Origin of the sequence: Rhodococcus sp. IEGM 1241, assembly GCF_033142365.1 — a bacterium.
Taxonomy (GTDB): domain Bacteria; phylum Actinomycetota; class Actinomycetes; order Mycobacteriales; family Mycobacteriaceae; genus Rhodococcus_F; species Rhodococcus_F erythropolis.
In genome coordinates, this window is record NZ_JAWLSE010000001.1 from 568,112 (window position 1) to 581,837 (window position 13,726).

Below are 13,726 nucleotides of genomic sequence, written 5' to 3' on the forward strand. Positions count from 1 at the left end.
TGTTTGCACATTACAACCAAAGTCGACTAGTTTGACTGTTTTGTCGGAATTGCCAAGGTGTGGTCCTTAGACGATGGATTTGCTAAATTACGCCGCCGTTGACGTAGATGACCTGGCCGTTGACCCAACGAGCTGGGCCGGCGAGAAACGCGACAGCCTCCGCGATGTCCACCGGTGTGCCGAGGCGTTCCAGGGGAGCCAGCTTGGACAGGTTCTCCACTGTAGCTTCGTCTTTCCCGTCCAGGAACAGATCGGTGGCCGTGGGGCCCGGAGCTACGGCGTTGACCGTGATATCGCGTCCCCGTAGCTCTTTCGCGAGAACCAGAGTGATCGCGTCGACAGCACCTTTGGTGGCGGCGTACGCGGCATAAGTCGGAAACGCCAGCTTCTTCACGGAGGTGGAGAAATTGATGATCGCACCACCGGTCCGGACACGTCTGGCTGCCTGCTGGTCGACCACGAAGGTCCCTCGGACGTTGGTCCGATGCATCCGATCGAAATCGTCGAAGTTCAGTTCTGCGACGGTGGAGAGAATCATGATTCCGGCTGCATGGACGACGACGTCGATGCCCCCGAACTCCTCCTCGACCGTATCGAACAGGGTCGCGACTTCACCTTCGTCGGCGACGTCGGCATGCACCGCGATGGCGCGACCGCCCGCTGCGACGATGGTGTCAACTGTTTCCTGGGCGCGTTGCAGGTTTCCTGAATAGTGCACGGCGACAGCCATTCCGTCGGCGGCGAGCTTCTCGGCAGTCTCTCGCCCGATGCCGCCGGAAGCTCCGGTGACGATGGCGACGCGGATGGTGGTGTCAGTCATGATGTAACTCCTGAACTGGTTTGGGTGCATCGGACAGCTTGCGGAGCCACTCCCGTAGTAGGCCGACTTCGTTGGTGGAGAGGGAAGTTGAATCTGCGGCGGCGAGTTGAGCGTCGAGAGTGGATGCAACTCTGTTGAGGGAGGCGTCCGGGTGGGCGTCGGACTCGTCGATGATGGACGCGATGATTCCGTCGCGAACTCGCTGTGACAGTGTCGGATCGGGGTACTGTTCCGGCCTTACGACGAGCATCAGAGCGACACCCGCATTGGCGGACATCACCATCTGCGTAGCCACGTCGACCGATACGGTCAGAACGCCTGCCGCAGCGCATCGTTCGAGAACGGATCGAAGTAGCGCCTGGGCTTGCAAGGCGGTGTCGGCACTCTGGGCGGAAGGTGAGTGCATCAGTCGGTAATGAGCGGGATGTGCGAGCGCGAAGGCTGTATGCGCATCCCAGCCGGCCCGTAGATCGGCGACGGGGTCATCGGAAGGTGTCGCAGCGCGTTTGCCTTCGAGGTATTCGGAGAATCCTGCCTCGACGACGGCTGCGAGCAGTCCGTCCTTGTCGCCGAACTGACGGTAGAGCGCGGGGGCGCCGACGCCGGCCATCTCGCACACGGCGCGGGTGGAGATGTCACCGTTGGGGGAGGTGTTGAGCAACTCGGTTGCTGCTGCCAGAATCTTTGCTCTCGAACTCATGAAAACAACGCTAACATAAATGTGTAATCGTTGCTATCGCGGGTTTGGTCGTGCGAACGAACTACAGACACAGGCACCAGAACTTGATCAGATGAGTGAGCCGGTCCGGCCACGGTTCTGTGTGGAGTGACGGCTAGAGCCGTTCTGTTGTCGCACTCTGAACGAAGGAATCCTGGTGATCGACTCGGAAACTACTGTTGCGCCGAATAATTCGCATTCCGGTTATCTGGGGTGGATTCTGCGGGTCATCAGTGTCGTGGCGTGTGTTGCGGTTGCAACGGTCGTTGCCTCGCTGACGCTCGGGCCGCCATTCGCACGGGCCTGGGCACAGGGGGTTGCTCGTCATCTAGGTGGGGACTTCGAGACGGGAGTCGTTGTCGGATTTGTGACTGGGCTTTTAGGCATTGCTGTGACTTTGTTCGTAGCGCTGATGAGTTCGTTGGCGTGGCGGCGCCGAGGTGGCCCGGCATTGTCGCTTGGTATCGGTGCTATTGCCTTGCTTGCCGTTCTTCCTGGCGCAGTGAATTTGAGTATCGCGGTCGGTGCAGCAGGATCCGGGGTAAGGGCGGCGGGGAGGATCCTCGACGTCGACGGGCCGGCGTTTCGTGGAGCCTGGGTAGCCGGATCAGTGGCGGGACTGTCGCTGTATATGGTCGGGGCGCTGCTGTTAGGGAGGAGCCTTCGTTCGGCATTCGGGCCTGTCAGGCAGGTGGTGTCGCCGCCGCCAGGGGTGGTCGGCGGTACGAATGCCTTGGCCATCGTCGCACTGATACTTGGAATCTTCGGTGGGGTTCTTGCTATTCCCGTGGGCCATGTGTCGCTGAACCAGATTCGCCGTTCCGGCGAAAGTGGGCGCGGATTGGCAGTGGCCGGCCTCGTTCTCGGCTATCTGTCGCTGGTCGTCATCGTAGGTGTCGTACTAGTGGCTGTGCCCGCGGCCTTTCGATAATTTGGGTCGCGCGTCAGAGTTGGGTGGGCTGGAGTGGCTCGATGTCGTAGGCGCGGGGTCCGAACAGGCTCGCCGTCCGGGTGCGAATGGACGGAAGTGCTTCGTAGAGGCTCCCGCCGAGGCGGTGGAGGGAGTTGAACGATCGCGATTCCCAAACCGGAAACTCTCCGTCGGTGTCGCGTGATGCTGTGTCCCACAGGAGGGCGTCACCGTTTTCGCTCCATCCGAAAACCTGCAGCGAGTCGGGGAGTGACCAATCGCCGTCGGGTTCGATCATCCAATCGAACTCGTCATCCTGTCCTTCTGTGTAGACCGAATGAAGATGAGCGGTGAGGTTGCGGGCGCGCCCTTGCCAGCCGTCGGCAAATCCGGGAAGGACGGGCGGATAGATGAGCCAGAGTCCGAAGGTCCGCGCCCACCCTGCGTGCCGGATGAATGCGCGATATGAATCGGGGAAGCCCTGCCGGTCGGGAAATCGAAAAGAATCCAAAAAGGTGAAATCTATGTGTTGAAGCGTCGGTTGGCCTTTTACCGTCAGCGCGTTGGGTCCCGTGGCAAACACGTCATCAACACTAGCAATGCGAGTCCGTGGGGGATCTCGGGCGGGAGGTCTTGGCTGGTTGTTCCCCGAGTTCGTCGGATCAAATACCTTCAATGACCCGCAAGATTCACCACCAATCGAATCACCAACTCGCCGTCCACCTCTCGGGTCCGTTTCTCGCAGATCACGTTCATCAATGCGGTGCCCTCATCGATGCCGAGTTGGTGTGTGAGTAGCGTGTCGATCGTGTCGTCGGCGCTCGTCAATGCAGCTGCAGCGGAGGCGAGTTGGTGGTTCGTGACTCCTCTGTTGCCCGTCAAGGCAACGCGCAGAGAGCCCCTGGTGAACGTCGTGATCGCGGGTGGTGTCGGTCCACCCGTGTTGGCTTGTCGCACCCCGGCGATGTCCACCCCGGGTAACAAATCGGACGTGGCCTTGGCCGGCACTCCACCAATCGGATGCACGGAGACAACTCGATCGCCGAGGCGTTCCAGAGCGGTGTCGATCGACGCTACTGTGCCGGCGCGGTGAGTCGCGACCAGCACGGCGACCGAGCCTGTGGTTTCGCGTACCCAGTTCTCGGTAGCGAGCGAGTTGACCACGGATGGAAAGTGATTTGTCGTCCACTCCATGCCGAGTTCGGTGCGGTGGACCATTACTACTCGGACGGTTGGGAAGAGAACGGAGGGTGCGAGGGCCGCAGCCAGATTTCCGATGAGACCGTCGCCGAAAATGAGCAGCGTCCCCGGTGACTCACGGGAGAGGCAGGAGAGCGCATACCTGACGACGGCGTACGGTTCGACGAGAGTAGCGCGTGCGCTGGAAAGTTCCAGTGGCAACGGCGTGACCAACCCTCCACTCACCGCGGGCACGCCGATGATGACGCGTTGTTGAAACAACCCCTCGACGTTGTGGCCGAGAAGAAACGATGAATCATGCGGATGCGTCGGGTTGACCACGACTCGATCACCTACCTCGAAGCCGGTGACGCCGTCGCCCACTTCGACGACGCGGGTAGCGCCTTCGTGGCCGACGATGGGCGAGGGGTCGTCCCTGTCTCCGCGCACAATCTGAATGTCAGTCCCGCACAGGCTGACTTTCTCGGGGGCGACGAGAAGTTCGCCGGGTCCGGGAGTTGGAGTCGGCCGCTTTTCGACGCTCGACCGACTGCCCCTTCTCACGATTGCGCGATGGGTGAGTTGCGTTGTCATGAATCCTCTTTCACAGCTTGCTTACGCGGAGGCGACCGGCGGCAATATCGTCGGCACCGGACAGGGTGTCGATGTCGTGAGGACGGCACAGGTATATCGTCTTACGGATTCTCTCGGGAGTCAGTGACGTGTCCGCGTACGATCGCACCGAGGCGAGTTGGGAACAAAGTTCCCTCTCGTACATCTCGGACAGACCTTCGGCGAGCCCGCCACCGATCCCGATGCGATCCAGTCGTGGATCGAGGGCGATCATCGTTCTGACCAGCTCGGCGATCGGCTCGACGACCACGCTCAACAGAAGTGATGCACCAGGGGCGCCTGACTCGAGTGCTGGACCGAACGAATCTCTGTCATAGGGCAATTCGAGAGCCGAGGCGACAGCAGCCAACGCCGAGCCGGACGAGATCGCCGCGACATGTCCGATGCCTCCACATGCGCAGGGCAACTGTCGCACTGTATCCGGCCCCGACGTCACTGCACGAAGGTGGCCGACCTCACCTTGCAACCCCAATGCGTCCACTGGAATCACTCCCTCTCTTGCATCAGCTATCCGCAGTGCGATCCCGCTGCTGATGGTGAGGTAGGCGATGCGCCGATCGGTGGGACGTGTAAACCCACGAGCGAATGACGCCAACCCTGCCGTCACGTCGTTCACGAGTGTCCATCGAACGTCCGGGCGGTGGGATTCGAGGAGGCGCAGCAACGGAATCTCACCGGCAGGAGTGCCGCCCCACAATGGGCCGGATCCATGGGCGACGCCCTTCTGTTCGTCGAGCGCGGCCCCGCACGCCATGTTCACTGCGGCACCCGGCGGTAGATATCGATCCAGTGTCTCGATCAGCTCGCGCAGGAGTTGATCGGGAGTGGCAGACGGTTGTCGGAGCACGCTGGGCGATGACAGCCGTTCGGTTCGCTCACCGCTGCGGATGCGTAGCCACGTACCTCCCAGATCGACCGATACGGTATCCGTCATAGTTCCGGTACCACGTCGATTACGAGCTCCGATCTCTCTCGGGAGAGTCGTAGTGAAGTAAAATTATTCACTCTCAAAAGGTTTCGTCCGGGCTCGGCTCCGATTGCAACGCATGATGCGCCGGAATCGGCCGCAGCAGCCATGCCGGCCGAGGAGTCTTCGAATACGGTGCAGGAGTCGGCGGAAACCTTCAAGCGCGCCGCCGCTGCAAGAAAGCCCTCGGGATCTGGCTTGCCGGCGCGCACGTCCTCAGCGCATACCGACGCGTGTGGAAGCGGGAGGCCCGCTTCAGTGAGCCTTCGCACCATCATCGATCGAGGGGCCGACGTGACAATCGCCCATTGCTCCCGGGGCACAGACGCCAGAAAGTCCTTGGCGCCGGCGATGGCGCGAACTGGATGCGAGTTCTGCTCTTCGCTTTGCCTGATCCAGTTCAGTTCGGATTCGACGTTTGCTCGATTACCGAGAACCCGAACGATGATGTCGGAAGCGATGCGGCCTGGAAGTGCCTGCGCTACCACCGCCCGATCAACGCCGTGCCGGTCCGCGAATTCGAACCAGACAGCCTCGATCGACGCCTGCGAATCGACGAGGGTTCCGTCCATGTCGAACAGCAGTGCCGAGGTCGAAATGGATTGTCGAATCAAGCTGGGCCGCAGAGTCATAAGACGGCCACCCGACTCATTCCCAAACTTTCGCCGGCAATGCGAATCAGATCGAGATCGTGGTCGGTTGAGCGACGCAGTCGCTGGTCGCCAGGATCGGTATCGAGCACAATCGTCTGTGCACCGATCTCAGACAGAAAATCGATGTCGGCACGTATCTGGTTGATGGTTCCGTACCCGAGTGGACGGTCTGGTGATTCGACAGATCTTTCGGTGGGGAGAAAGTAGATGCGGGGGACGAACTCACGCCCGGGGGCGAGTGAAGCGACTCCAGCGATGCATAGGCCCCGGGTAGGGTGCAATGGGTGCCATGCAGTGCCTAATCTGTTGGTTCGGTCGATCGCAGCGGGTCCGTTGCCGCCGATCCACAACGGAGGGTGTGGTTGCTGCAGCGGTAGAGGTCCGTTGTGCACGCGATGTGTTCCGGCCGAGCCCGGTGCGTCGTATGTCTCCGACGTCCACGCTGCGATCAGGGTTTCGAGAGTGGTATCCGTCAGTCGGCCTCGACGTGTGAACGGAACGCCGAGGACGTCGAAAGCCTGTGCAGTCCAGCCGACCCCGATGCCCACGATCAACCGTCCGCCGCTGAGTCGATCAATCGTCGCGGTCGCGTGGGCGAGGTGGGCCGGGTGTCGGTGACTGCCGATCAGCACGCCGCTGCCCAGGCGAATCGACTCGGTACCCGCTGCGAGCCAGGACAGCGTGGCCAGGCACTCGTAAAACGGAGCGGGAGAGCGGCGATTCGCGTCGTCGGTCAACACCACGTGATCCGAGAGTAGGACATTGTCGAATCCGGCAGCTTCCGCTGTCCGGGCCCACGCGAGAATCCCCTCGGGGTCGATCTGCGGCCCGAAGTTGGGGAGATTGATTCCGTACTTCACAGCGAACTCGGAATCAGTCGCGCGGCGCCCCCGTGGCGGAACGTCAGGAAGTTTCCCCCGTTGGCGGTCAAAGGGCGAGGGGCCTCCTGCCGGCCGATGTGGTGCTCGAACAACTCGATGTTCAAGTCGCCGACGGATACCATCGCCATCCGGGACGTTCCTTCGACGTCGAGATCGAACTGTGCCGTCATGAACCCGCGATCCGCTGCGATGTCGGTGCGGAGCACCTCGGTTCCCGAATGGGCGGTCACCAGACGCGCTATCGCGGCGTCGAGGTCCGGGACGCTGTAGCCCGTGTGATCCAAACCGCGGCAGGTCGGGAGAAGGGCTGACGCGATGTCCTCGCGTCTGTGGTGGAGTCGGGCCTGGGTCTCGTGGAAGTATCCCGGCTCCTCGGGCCACTGCTGAAGTTCGAAGAGATCGCCCCACGGCGACCGGAAGTACACCCACTTGTTGCCCGCAATCGGACCCTCGGGTACCTCGATCACGTCGCCGAGGACTGTCACGTCGCTTCGCGAATCAAGGTAGCTCACAGCGAGTTCGATATCGCCGACAGTGAAGCAGAGATGGTTGGTACCGATGTCGACCAACCGCGGTGGGGGTTGATGGGGCCAATCCGCTGATACGAAATCCACGACCCCCGACAATCCGATCGGTACGGAGACACGTCCGGGGTATCTTACGACGCGGTTCGCACCCAGGAGTGAAGCGAAGAAGTTGGCGGCGGCGTCCGCATCGGGAACGGTGACACCGACTGTGGACAAGGCATCTTCGACATTCGCGGTCACGGTCATGGGATCAGCAGTACCTTTCCTCGGGTTCCGCCCGCGGCCAGCAGAGCGTGGGCTTGGGGTGCTTCGTCGAACCGGAATGTTCGGGCGACAGGGACGGTGACCGAACCGGTCGATACCAGTTCGGCGAATGATTCGAGGCCCGAGCCGTCCTCGTCGACATAGCTTTTCGCCGGTGTGATTCCACGTTGCGGTGCGGGTTGCTCGTTGTCGTCGATGGAGATGAAGGCGCCGTCGTCTCGCACACTGTCGACGGATTCGGCAATACCCGCCGTGTCGACGATGGCGTCGTACTCCTTCTGCGGCAGGTCGACGGGACTCGCTATGACCCGGCTGAGGCTGAGGGCCAAGAGTTCGTCAGTGTCGCTCTCGCGAGCGAGGGCTTCGACGCGGTGTCCCCGCGAGATCAGCAGCGCCGACGCTATTCGGCCCACCGCGCCGGCAGCACCGGTCACCAACACCGTGGATTCTGGTGCAAGGTCGAGTTTCTCGAGGCATTGCACAGCGGTGAGCGCTGCGAGTGGGATCGCAGCAGCGTGCTCGAGGGTGACGTTCGACGGAGCGGGTGCGAACAAGGACTGGTCGGCGGTGACGCGTTCGGCATAGGTTCCGTAGCGGTGTGCCGGTTGCGCGATCATTCCGATGACGCGGTCTCCTGGCGTGAAGCGTGTTACCGCGGATCCGACTGCGATAACAGTTCCGGAGACGTCCCATCCCAATACGGCTGGGAAGTGCAACTCGATGGGCAAGAACCCCGAACGGGTCTTCAGATCGACAGGGTTGACGGCAGCGGCTGCAACGGAAACAGTGACGTCTCCGGGGCCGGATGTCGGCTCGTCAACCTCGGTGAGAGTGAGAACGCTTGGGGCGCCGGTGGCTTCGATTGCGATGGCTTTCATGCGATTCCTTTCATGAGACCTTGCGTTGGAGAATGATCGACGGCGTAGCGGGCATTCGCTTCGGCTGCAGTCAGAACCAGTCCGCCGTCGACGGTAACGGTGGTCCCCGTGAGATAGCTCGAACCGGACCCGGCGAGGAACGCCGCGGCTGCTGCGACCTCGTGCACACCGGCCGGACGCCCCAACGGGATAGCGGGGCGATCGATGTCCGCATACGAGGATTCGTCATCGATGCCGTTCATCGCGGTGGCGGTTTCTCCCGGTGCGACGGAATTGACGCGCACTCCGTGGGGCGCGAATTCGAGGGCGAGGACACGACTCGACGCCGCCAATGCGGCCTTGCTGGCGCAGTAGATTGCACCGCCGGTGATGGGGACCGTGTCATGGATCGATGTGATGTTGACGATCGATCCTGCGATACCTCGCGCGATCATCCGGCGCCCCACCGACGAGGCCAACGCAAGTGGGGTGATCGAATTGACGGCCATGACCTCGCGCATTCGATCGATGGCGAGTGCATCTGCGGGTGATCGATCGTTGATTCCGGCATTGTTTACCAGGCAGTGGATCTCACCCAGTTCATCTGTGCATCTCAGAACGGCGTCGACTGTCGATTCGGCATTGCGCAGGTCCAGTTGCAGGGGAACGACGTCGATGCGGAACTGCGCATTTAGTTCGCTCACCAACCGTGCGATGCGATCGAGACCATTGCCGTATCCGAGGACGAGGTTGTGACCCTCTTTCGCAAGCGCGAGCGCGATTGCCCGGCCGATACCACTACTCGCTCCGGTTATCACTGTGTATTCGAGCTCACTCAACAGAGATCACCACCTTCGGCCGTGTCCTGTGGCCTTCGAGACGATCGAATGCGGACTGTGCTTCGGTCAGAGGAACCACACTGTCGATCAATGCGGTCAATGCCGGGCGAATCAGCGGGAACAGTTCCGCGGCTCGGCGGTAGTGATCTACCCCGTGACGTACTCCGATGATCGAAATGCCGGCCAGCGCAACAGCTCCGGGATCGATCGATTCCGTGTGCGCCGCGACGCCTACGAGGATGCACTTGCCTCCCGGACGGAGAACGCCTACGGCGGTACCCAGCGCACCGGCGCCGCCAGACGCCTCCACGACCACGTCGTACTGCCCGGTCAGGTGTGTGGCATCGGTGAAACTGTGTGTGACGGTGCCGGAGTCGAGGTGTTCGATCGACCGGGGTTCGAGAACGTCGACGGTGATCGGGTATCGACTCAGCATGGCGATGGACAAGCTGCCGATCGTGCCCGCGCCGACGACGAGAACCCGATCACCCGGCGACATCGAAGCAGCGTCGAGCGCCTCGAGCACCGTCACGAGCGGCTCGATGAGAACGTGCTCCGGTTCGACTGTGACGCGACCGAGTGAAACGACCGTGCGCCGCGGCATGCGGAGGAATTCGGCTGCGGCACCAGGATGTTCGTATAGCCCGACCTCACGCAGATCGGAGCACTGGTTGCGTCGTCCGGCCCCGCAGGCCGAACACGCCTGGCAGAAAATCATCGTGCTCCCGGTGACTACGTCACCCGCCGACAGATCGTGAATATTCGGGCCGGTCTGCTCTACGGTGCCCACCCATTCGTGCCCGAAGTGATGCGGAAACGACGTAAGGCCATCAGTGAGGTATGACGACGTGCCGTGCAACAACTCCAGATCCGTACCGCACAGACCGACATAGGCAACCTTGACGACGACATCGTCAGGCCCGCAGTTGGGACGGTCGATCGTCACGATCGACACGGAACGGGGAGCGTCGATCATCGCAGCTCTCATGGCTTTCACGTCACGCTCCGAGCAGTGCGCCGACTGACGAACAGCAGCAGTACTGCGCCCGCCGCGAGGACTGCCCCGATAGCAGGCAGGACTGCAACGCTGTTGCCGCCGGACAGAGCGATCGAGCCGATCCACGCGCCGGCAGCATTCGCAAGTTGGAATCCTGCAATGTTGACCGTGGCAGCAAGGTGCGGGGCTTCGCTTGCAGCACCGATGAGTTTCGAGGCGAGCGGCGGAATAATGGAAAAACCGGTAGCACCGAGTACGAACATCCAGGCGAAGGCAAACCAAGACGTTCCGCCGAAGACGAAGAGAGCGAGAAGTGCCAACGCGAGCGCGGTCAACGCGATGTACAGCGTTTTGTCCAGGTCCTTGTCTGCGTAGTAACCACCGAGTTGATTGCCGACAACAGACCCGACGCCGAATACGAACAACACCACCGTCACCGTCGACACCGAGATGCCGGCATGCTCGGTGAGATACGGCGAGATGTAGGTGAACACCACGAAAAGCGCTGCCTGACTGAGAGCGGTCAGCCCGATCGCCCACAGAACTGGGCCCCGGGTGAACACCCGTAGCTCTGAGCTGACGTTGCCGGTCTGGTGCGAGGGAGCGGCGTTGCGCGTCGAGGCGATCAGCGCAGCGGTGACCAGCAGTTGGAAAACGGCGATGATCGCAAAAGACCAGCGCCAACCCAGTTGTGTACCGATGAGAGTTCCCAAGGGGACGCCGAGGACCGTCGCCAGGTTCAGTCCGAGGGTGACGCGGGCGATCACACGCCCTTGGAATTCAGGCGCCACCAACGACGTCGCCAGCACCAGGCACAGAGCGAAGAACGTCGCGTGTGGCAGAGCAGTGATGATCCGAAATATCACCATGGTTGCGAAGTTCGGTGCCAGCGCAGTTCCGATGTTGCCGATGACGAAGAGAGCCATCAGAGCCGCGATGAGAGGTGTCCGCGGCACCCTGGTGGTAGCGATCGTCAGTAGAGGGCCACCGATGACCACTGTGACGGCATAGATGGTGACGAGCAGTCCGGCTGTGGAGGTGCTGACCCCGAGGTCGGTGGAGATGTCCGGAAGTACGCCGGCCACAAGGTATTCGACAGTGCCGACGCCGAACACTGCCAGGAGCATCCAGATTATTGCGGCATTCGCGTTGGTAGAGCGAGCCGTTGTCGTCAATTCGTGCGGAGTTTCGACCACCATGGCCTATCCCTTCTCGTATCCGGTGTATTCGACGACTGCGCATCCCCATGTGAACCCGACGCCGATGCCGGTGAGCATGATCCGGTCTCCGGGGTGCAGGGCCTTGCTGCGGCGGAGCAGGTCGAGGCCCAGTAGTGGGTCGGCAGCACCGGTGTGGCCGATGGTTCTGCCGAGTTCGACCAAGGTCTGCTCGGCGCGGATCTTCAGCGGCTCGAAACATTGTTTGCGGAGTAGGACGTTGCCGAAATTCGGTACGATCCAGGTGGCGATGTCACCGTGATGAGTGGCGGCATCACCCAAAGCTGTTTCAGCGCATCGAGACAGAGCGGCCGCGTTGCGTGACCAGAACTCGTCGATGGAGTGAGTCTCGGTGAAGCCCCCCACCCGTGCTCGGAGATCGATCGGGTCGGCGGTGCCGTAGACAGGCATGCTTGTGCGCTCGTGCCCGCGGTGCATCTGCTCGAGGTGTGCATCAGTGACTACGGAAGTCGAAAGAATACGAAAGGGACCCGGATCCGGGCCGATGACAGCAGCGGCCGCGCCGTCTCCGTAGGCGAGACCGCTGTCGGAATTCCACCGGTCGAACAGGGGGAGACGCCAAGCGTCGGATGCAGTTACCAGGCCTTTGCCGTGTCCGTCGAACCAGCGGCCGATCAGTTCGATTCCGACGATTGCTCCGGCGCAGGCTGTTCGGATCTCGATCGGCAGGCAGTCGTCGATGCCAAGTTCGTTCTGAATGTAGGCGCCGCAGTTCCACGCCTCCAGGCCGTTGTGCAGAACCACTGCATGCACGAGTAGGTCGATTTCGTTGCTGCTGATTCCGCTGTCGGCCAACGCAGCTCTGCCTGCGAAGACTGCCATCTCCGGCGCGGATTCGCCGATATCAGGGTCCGACACTGCAACCGAAGTCTGTCCGGTCTTCTGCTGTTCGACGGGATCGAACCGTCCTTCGGTCACCATGTCGGAGGCTTGTTCCCGCCTGTCCGGTAGGTATGAGCCGAAGCCTTCGATGTAGAGGCCGCCCCACCTCATGACGCGACCTTCGTCACCGACGTCTCACGGACGCGTAGCTCGTCGCTCTTCCTGTTCAAAAGGGCGGAGGCAGAGTTGATTCCGTCGATCGTGACATCATTGACGAAGTGGTGTCCACCGATCCCGACCGGCAAAGGCAGCCGTTGCCGCCCGTCCCGATGACGCACTGTGTCGGCCAATGCGGCGCCGAGGACGCCCGGTGTGGACAAGACGTCGTTCCAGGTGGGAAGGCCGAGGCGCCTCATTACAGTCAGGACGCGATCAAGTTCAGCTTCACTGATACTTCCCCGCAAATAACCCAGTGCAGACGTCAATGCCATGTCGACAGCTACGGCTTCACCGTGCAGAAGTTCCGGTAGTGCTTCCATCTCGAGCGTGGGCGAGAATGTGTGGCCGTAGTCGACGCAGCGTTCGAGGCAGGATTCCCACAGATTGGGCTGCAGTTCCTCGAGCATCAGGTGGATCGACTCGGCGATGACTTGTGTTGCTGCTGTGTCGAGTTCGTCGGAAGAGCCCTGAAACCTGTCATCGATCAATCGTTCCCCGAAGATTTCCAGCAGTTCGAAGAGGTCGAGGGATTTGATCAAGGCCATCTTGAGTATCTCGGCAAGGCCGTTGGACAAGTGTCGGTTGTCGAGGGTACGCAGGAATGCTCGGTCGACAAAAGTTGCCAGGGCCGGTGCATACGTCCCCAGTCGATTCTTGCCCATGCCGTAGTTGACTCCGGTCTTGACGCCGACCCCGGCGTCGACGAGGCCGATCAGTGTGGTGGGGACCCGGATGTACGGCGTTCCGCGGCGGTAGACGCTCGCGGCGAAACCGACAATGTCGAGTAGAACACCCCCGCCGATCGCGATTACCGGCTCCCTGCGTCGGTCGATGCCGAATCCGTTCATCGCGTCGACCACCCGCACCGCAGAACCCCACTCTTTGACCGTCTCGTCGGCTCGCATCGGTACGAAGGATGCTCGTATTCCGTGGTGTTCGAAGTAGCCTCGAATTCTATCCCCGTGAATTCGGTCGACGTTCGCGTCGATGATGATCAAGCGTCGGTCTCCGCGGTGTAGCGACGCTGCGCTGCACCCGTCGAGTAGTCGAGTGCTGTCCTTGGCGAACAGATTTCGTGCGGCAATCACGTGATACTCGACCTGTTTGACCGCTTCGACCTTCCATGTCGAATCGGTGGCCGCGCTGTGGCTGAGACCCAGTTTGAATGAAGCGGCACTACGCATGTCGATCCCCCTAGACGG

Annotated in this window: 15 protein-coding genes; 1 reads left to right on the top strand and 14 read right to left on the bottom strand. The window is 61.5% G+C overall.

Annotation, left to right across the window (positions count from 1 at the left end; translation table 11 throughout):
• Window positions 1-82 precede the first annotated feature (82 nt).
• Both R4P70_RS02640 and R4P70_RS02645 read right to left on the bottom strand, forming a co-directional pair.
• The gene (locus R4P70_RS02640; RefSeq protein WP_113682678.1) at window positions 83-820 is read right to left on the bottom strand and encodes an SDR family oxidoreductase; all 738 of its coding nucleotides are present in this window, start codon (window positions 818-820) and stop codon (window positions 83-85) included.
• Complete coding sequence (locus tag R4P70_RS02645) at window positions 813-1,520, bottom strand: TetR/AcrR family transcriptional regulator (RefSeq protein ID WP_113682677.1); 708 nt, start codon at window positions 1,518-1,520, stop codon at window positions 813-815. Before R4P70_RS02645 ends, R4P70_RS02640 begins: the two co-directional genes overlap by 8 nt.
• Before the next feature lie 175 nt (window positions 1,521-1,695).
• Here R4P70_RS02645 and R4P70_RS02650 point away from each other — a divergent pair, with 175 nt between their 5' ends.
• Window positions 1,696-2,469 (top strand): DUF4190 domain-containing protein, encoded by a 774-nt coding sequence (locus R4P70_RS02650; protein ID WP_317830353.1) that lies wholly within the window; start codon window positions 1,696-1,698, stop codon window positions 2,467-2,469.
• Window positions 2,470-2,482: 13 nt separating this feature from the next.
• On the opposite strand, the gene R4P70_RS02655 is transcribed toward R4P70_RS02650, so the two are convergent.
• The 12 genes from R4P70_RS02655 to R4P70_RS02710 form a co-directional block, all read right to left on the bottom strand.
• Entirely contained in the window at window positions 2,483-2,959 is a 477-nt protein-coding gene (locus R4P70_RS02655; RefSeq protein ID WP_024487502.1) for a hypothetical protein, read from the bottom strand.
• 161 nt (window positions 2,960-3,120) lie between these two features.
• Window positions 3,121-4,221 carry an alcohol dehydrogenase catalytic domain-containing protein gene (locus tag R4P70_RS02660; protein WP_019745661.1) on the bottom strand — a complete coding sequence of 367 codons (1,101 nt, stop codon included), beginning with the start codon at window positions 4,219-4,221 and terminating at the stop codon, window positions 3,121-3,123.
• Between the two features lie 10 nt (window positions 4,222-4,231).
• Window positions 4,232-5,194, bottom strand: coding sequence for an ROK family protein (locus R4P70_RS02665; protein ID WP_317830354.1), 963 nt, complete (start codon window positions 5,192-5,194; stop codon window positions 4,232-4,234).
• Window positions 5,191-5,859, bottom strand: a complete 669-nt coding sequence (locus R4P70_RS02670) for an HAD-IA family hydrolase (RefSeq protein WP_019745659.1) — start codon at window positions 5,857-5,859, stop codon at window positions 5,191-5,193. Before R4P70_RS02670 ends, R4P70_RS02665 begins: the two co-directional genes overlap by 4 nt.
• Entirely contained in the window at window positions 5,856-6,740 is an 885-nt protein-coding gene (locus R4P70_RS02675) for a TIGR03619 family F420-dependent LLM class oxidoreductase (protein WP_020971055.1), read from the bottom strand. The genes R4P70_RS02670 and R4P70_RS02675 overlap by 4 nt, the downstream gene beginning before the upstream one ends.
• A complete protein-coding gene (locus tag R4P70_RS02680) occupies window positions 6,737-7,534 on the bottom strand; it encodes a VOC family protein (RefSeq protein WP_019745657.1) in 798 nt (265 codons plus the stop codon). The genes R4P70_RS02675 and R4P70_RS02680 overlap by 4 nt, the downstream gene beginning before the upstream one ends.
• Complete coding sequence (locus R4P70_RS02685) at window positions 7,531-8,430, bottom strand: NADP-dependent oxidoreductase (protein WP_317830355.1); 900 nt, start codon at window positions 8,428-8,430, stop codon at window positions 7,531-7,533. The genes R4P70_RS02680 and R4P70_RS02685 overlap by 4 nt, the downstream gene beginning before the upstream one ends.
• Window positions 8,427-9,248, bottom strand: a complete 822-nt coding sequence (locus R4P70_RS02690) for an SDR family oxidoreductase (RefSeq protein WP_019745655.1) — start codon at window positions 9,246-9,248, stop codon at window positions 8,427-8,429. The genes R4P70_RS02685 and R4P70_RS02690 overlap by 4 nt, the downstream gene beginning before the upstream one ends.
• Window positions 9,241-10,236, bottom strand: coding sequence for a zinc-dependent alcohol dehydrogenase (locus R4P70_RS02695; protein ID WP_317830733.1), 996 nt, complete (start codon window positions 10,234-10,236; stop codon window positions 9,241-9,243). The genes R4P70_RS02690 and R4P70_RS02695 overlap by 8 nt, the downstream gene beginning before the upstream one ends.
• A gap of 5 nt (window positions 10,237-10,241) precedes the next feature.
• Complete coding sequence (locus R4P70_RS02700; RefSeq protein ID WP_020971053.1) at window positions 10,242-11,444, bottom strand: MFS transporter; 1,203 nt, start codon at window positions 11,442-11,444, stop codon at window positions 10,242-10,244.
• Window positions 11,445-11,447: 3 nt separating this feature from the next.
• A complete protein-coding gene (locus tag R4P70_RS02705; protein ID WP_020971052.1) occupies window positions 11,448-12,476 on the bottom strand; it encodes a 3-oxoacyl-ACP synthase III family protein in 1,029 nt (342 codons plus the stop codon).
• Complete coding sequence (locus R4P70_RS02710) at window positions 12,473-13,708, bottom strand: sedoheptulose 7-phosphate cyclase (protein WP_021345782.1); 1,236 nt, start codon at window positions 13,706-13,708, stop codon at window positions 12,473-12,475. Before R4P70_RS02710 ends, R4P70_RS02705 begins: the two co-directional genes overlap by 4 nt.
• Between the last annotated feature and the right edge of the window lie 18 nt (window positions 13,709-13,726).

Coding starts and splice junctions, on each gene's coding strand:
- R4P70_RS02685 (WP_317830355.1), bottom strand. CDS start 8,430: ATGAAAGCCATCGCAATCGAAGCCACCGGCGCCCCAAGCGTTCTCACT.
- R4P70_RS02700 (WP_020971053.1), bottom strand. CDS start 11,444: ATGGTGGTCGAAACTCCGCACGAATTGACGACAACGGCTCGCTCTACC.
- R4P70_RS02670 (WP_019745659.1), bottom strand. CDS start 5,859: ATGACTCTGCGGCCCAGCTTGATTCGACAATCCATTTCGACCTCGGCA.
- R4P70_RS02705 (WP_020971052.1), bottom strand. CDS start 12,476: ATGAGGTGGGGCGGCCTCTACATCGAAGGCTTCGGCTCATACCTACCG.
- R4P70_RS02710 (WP_021345782.1), bottom strand. CDS start 13,708: ATGCGTAGTGCCGCTTCATTCAAACTGGGTCTCAGCCACAGCGCGGCC.
- R4P70_RS02660 (WP_019745661.1), bottom strand. CDS start 4,221: ATGACAACGCAACTCACCCATCGCGCAATCGTGAGAAGGGGCAGTCGG.
- R4P70_RS02640 (WP_113682678.1), bottom strand. CDS start 820: ATGACTGACACCACCATCCGCGTCGCCATCGTCACCGGAGCTTCCGGC.
- R4P70_RS02665 (WP_317830354.1), bottom strand. CDS start 5,194: ATGACGGATACCGTATCGGTCGATCTGGGAGGTACGTGGCTACGCATC.
- R4P70_RS02695 (WP_317830733.1), bottom strand. CDS start 10,236: ATGAGAGCTGCGATGATCGACGCTCCCCGTTCCGTGTCGATCGTGACG.
- R4P70_RS02680 (WP_019745657.1), bottom strand. CDS start 7,534: ATGACCGTGACCGCGAATGTCGAAGATGCCTTGTCCACAGTCGGTGTC.
- R4P70_RS02645 (WP_113682677.1), bottom strand. CDS start 1,520: ATGAGTTCGAGAGCAAAGATTCTGGCAGCAGCAACCGAGTTGCTCAAC.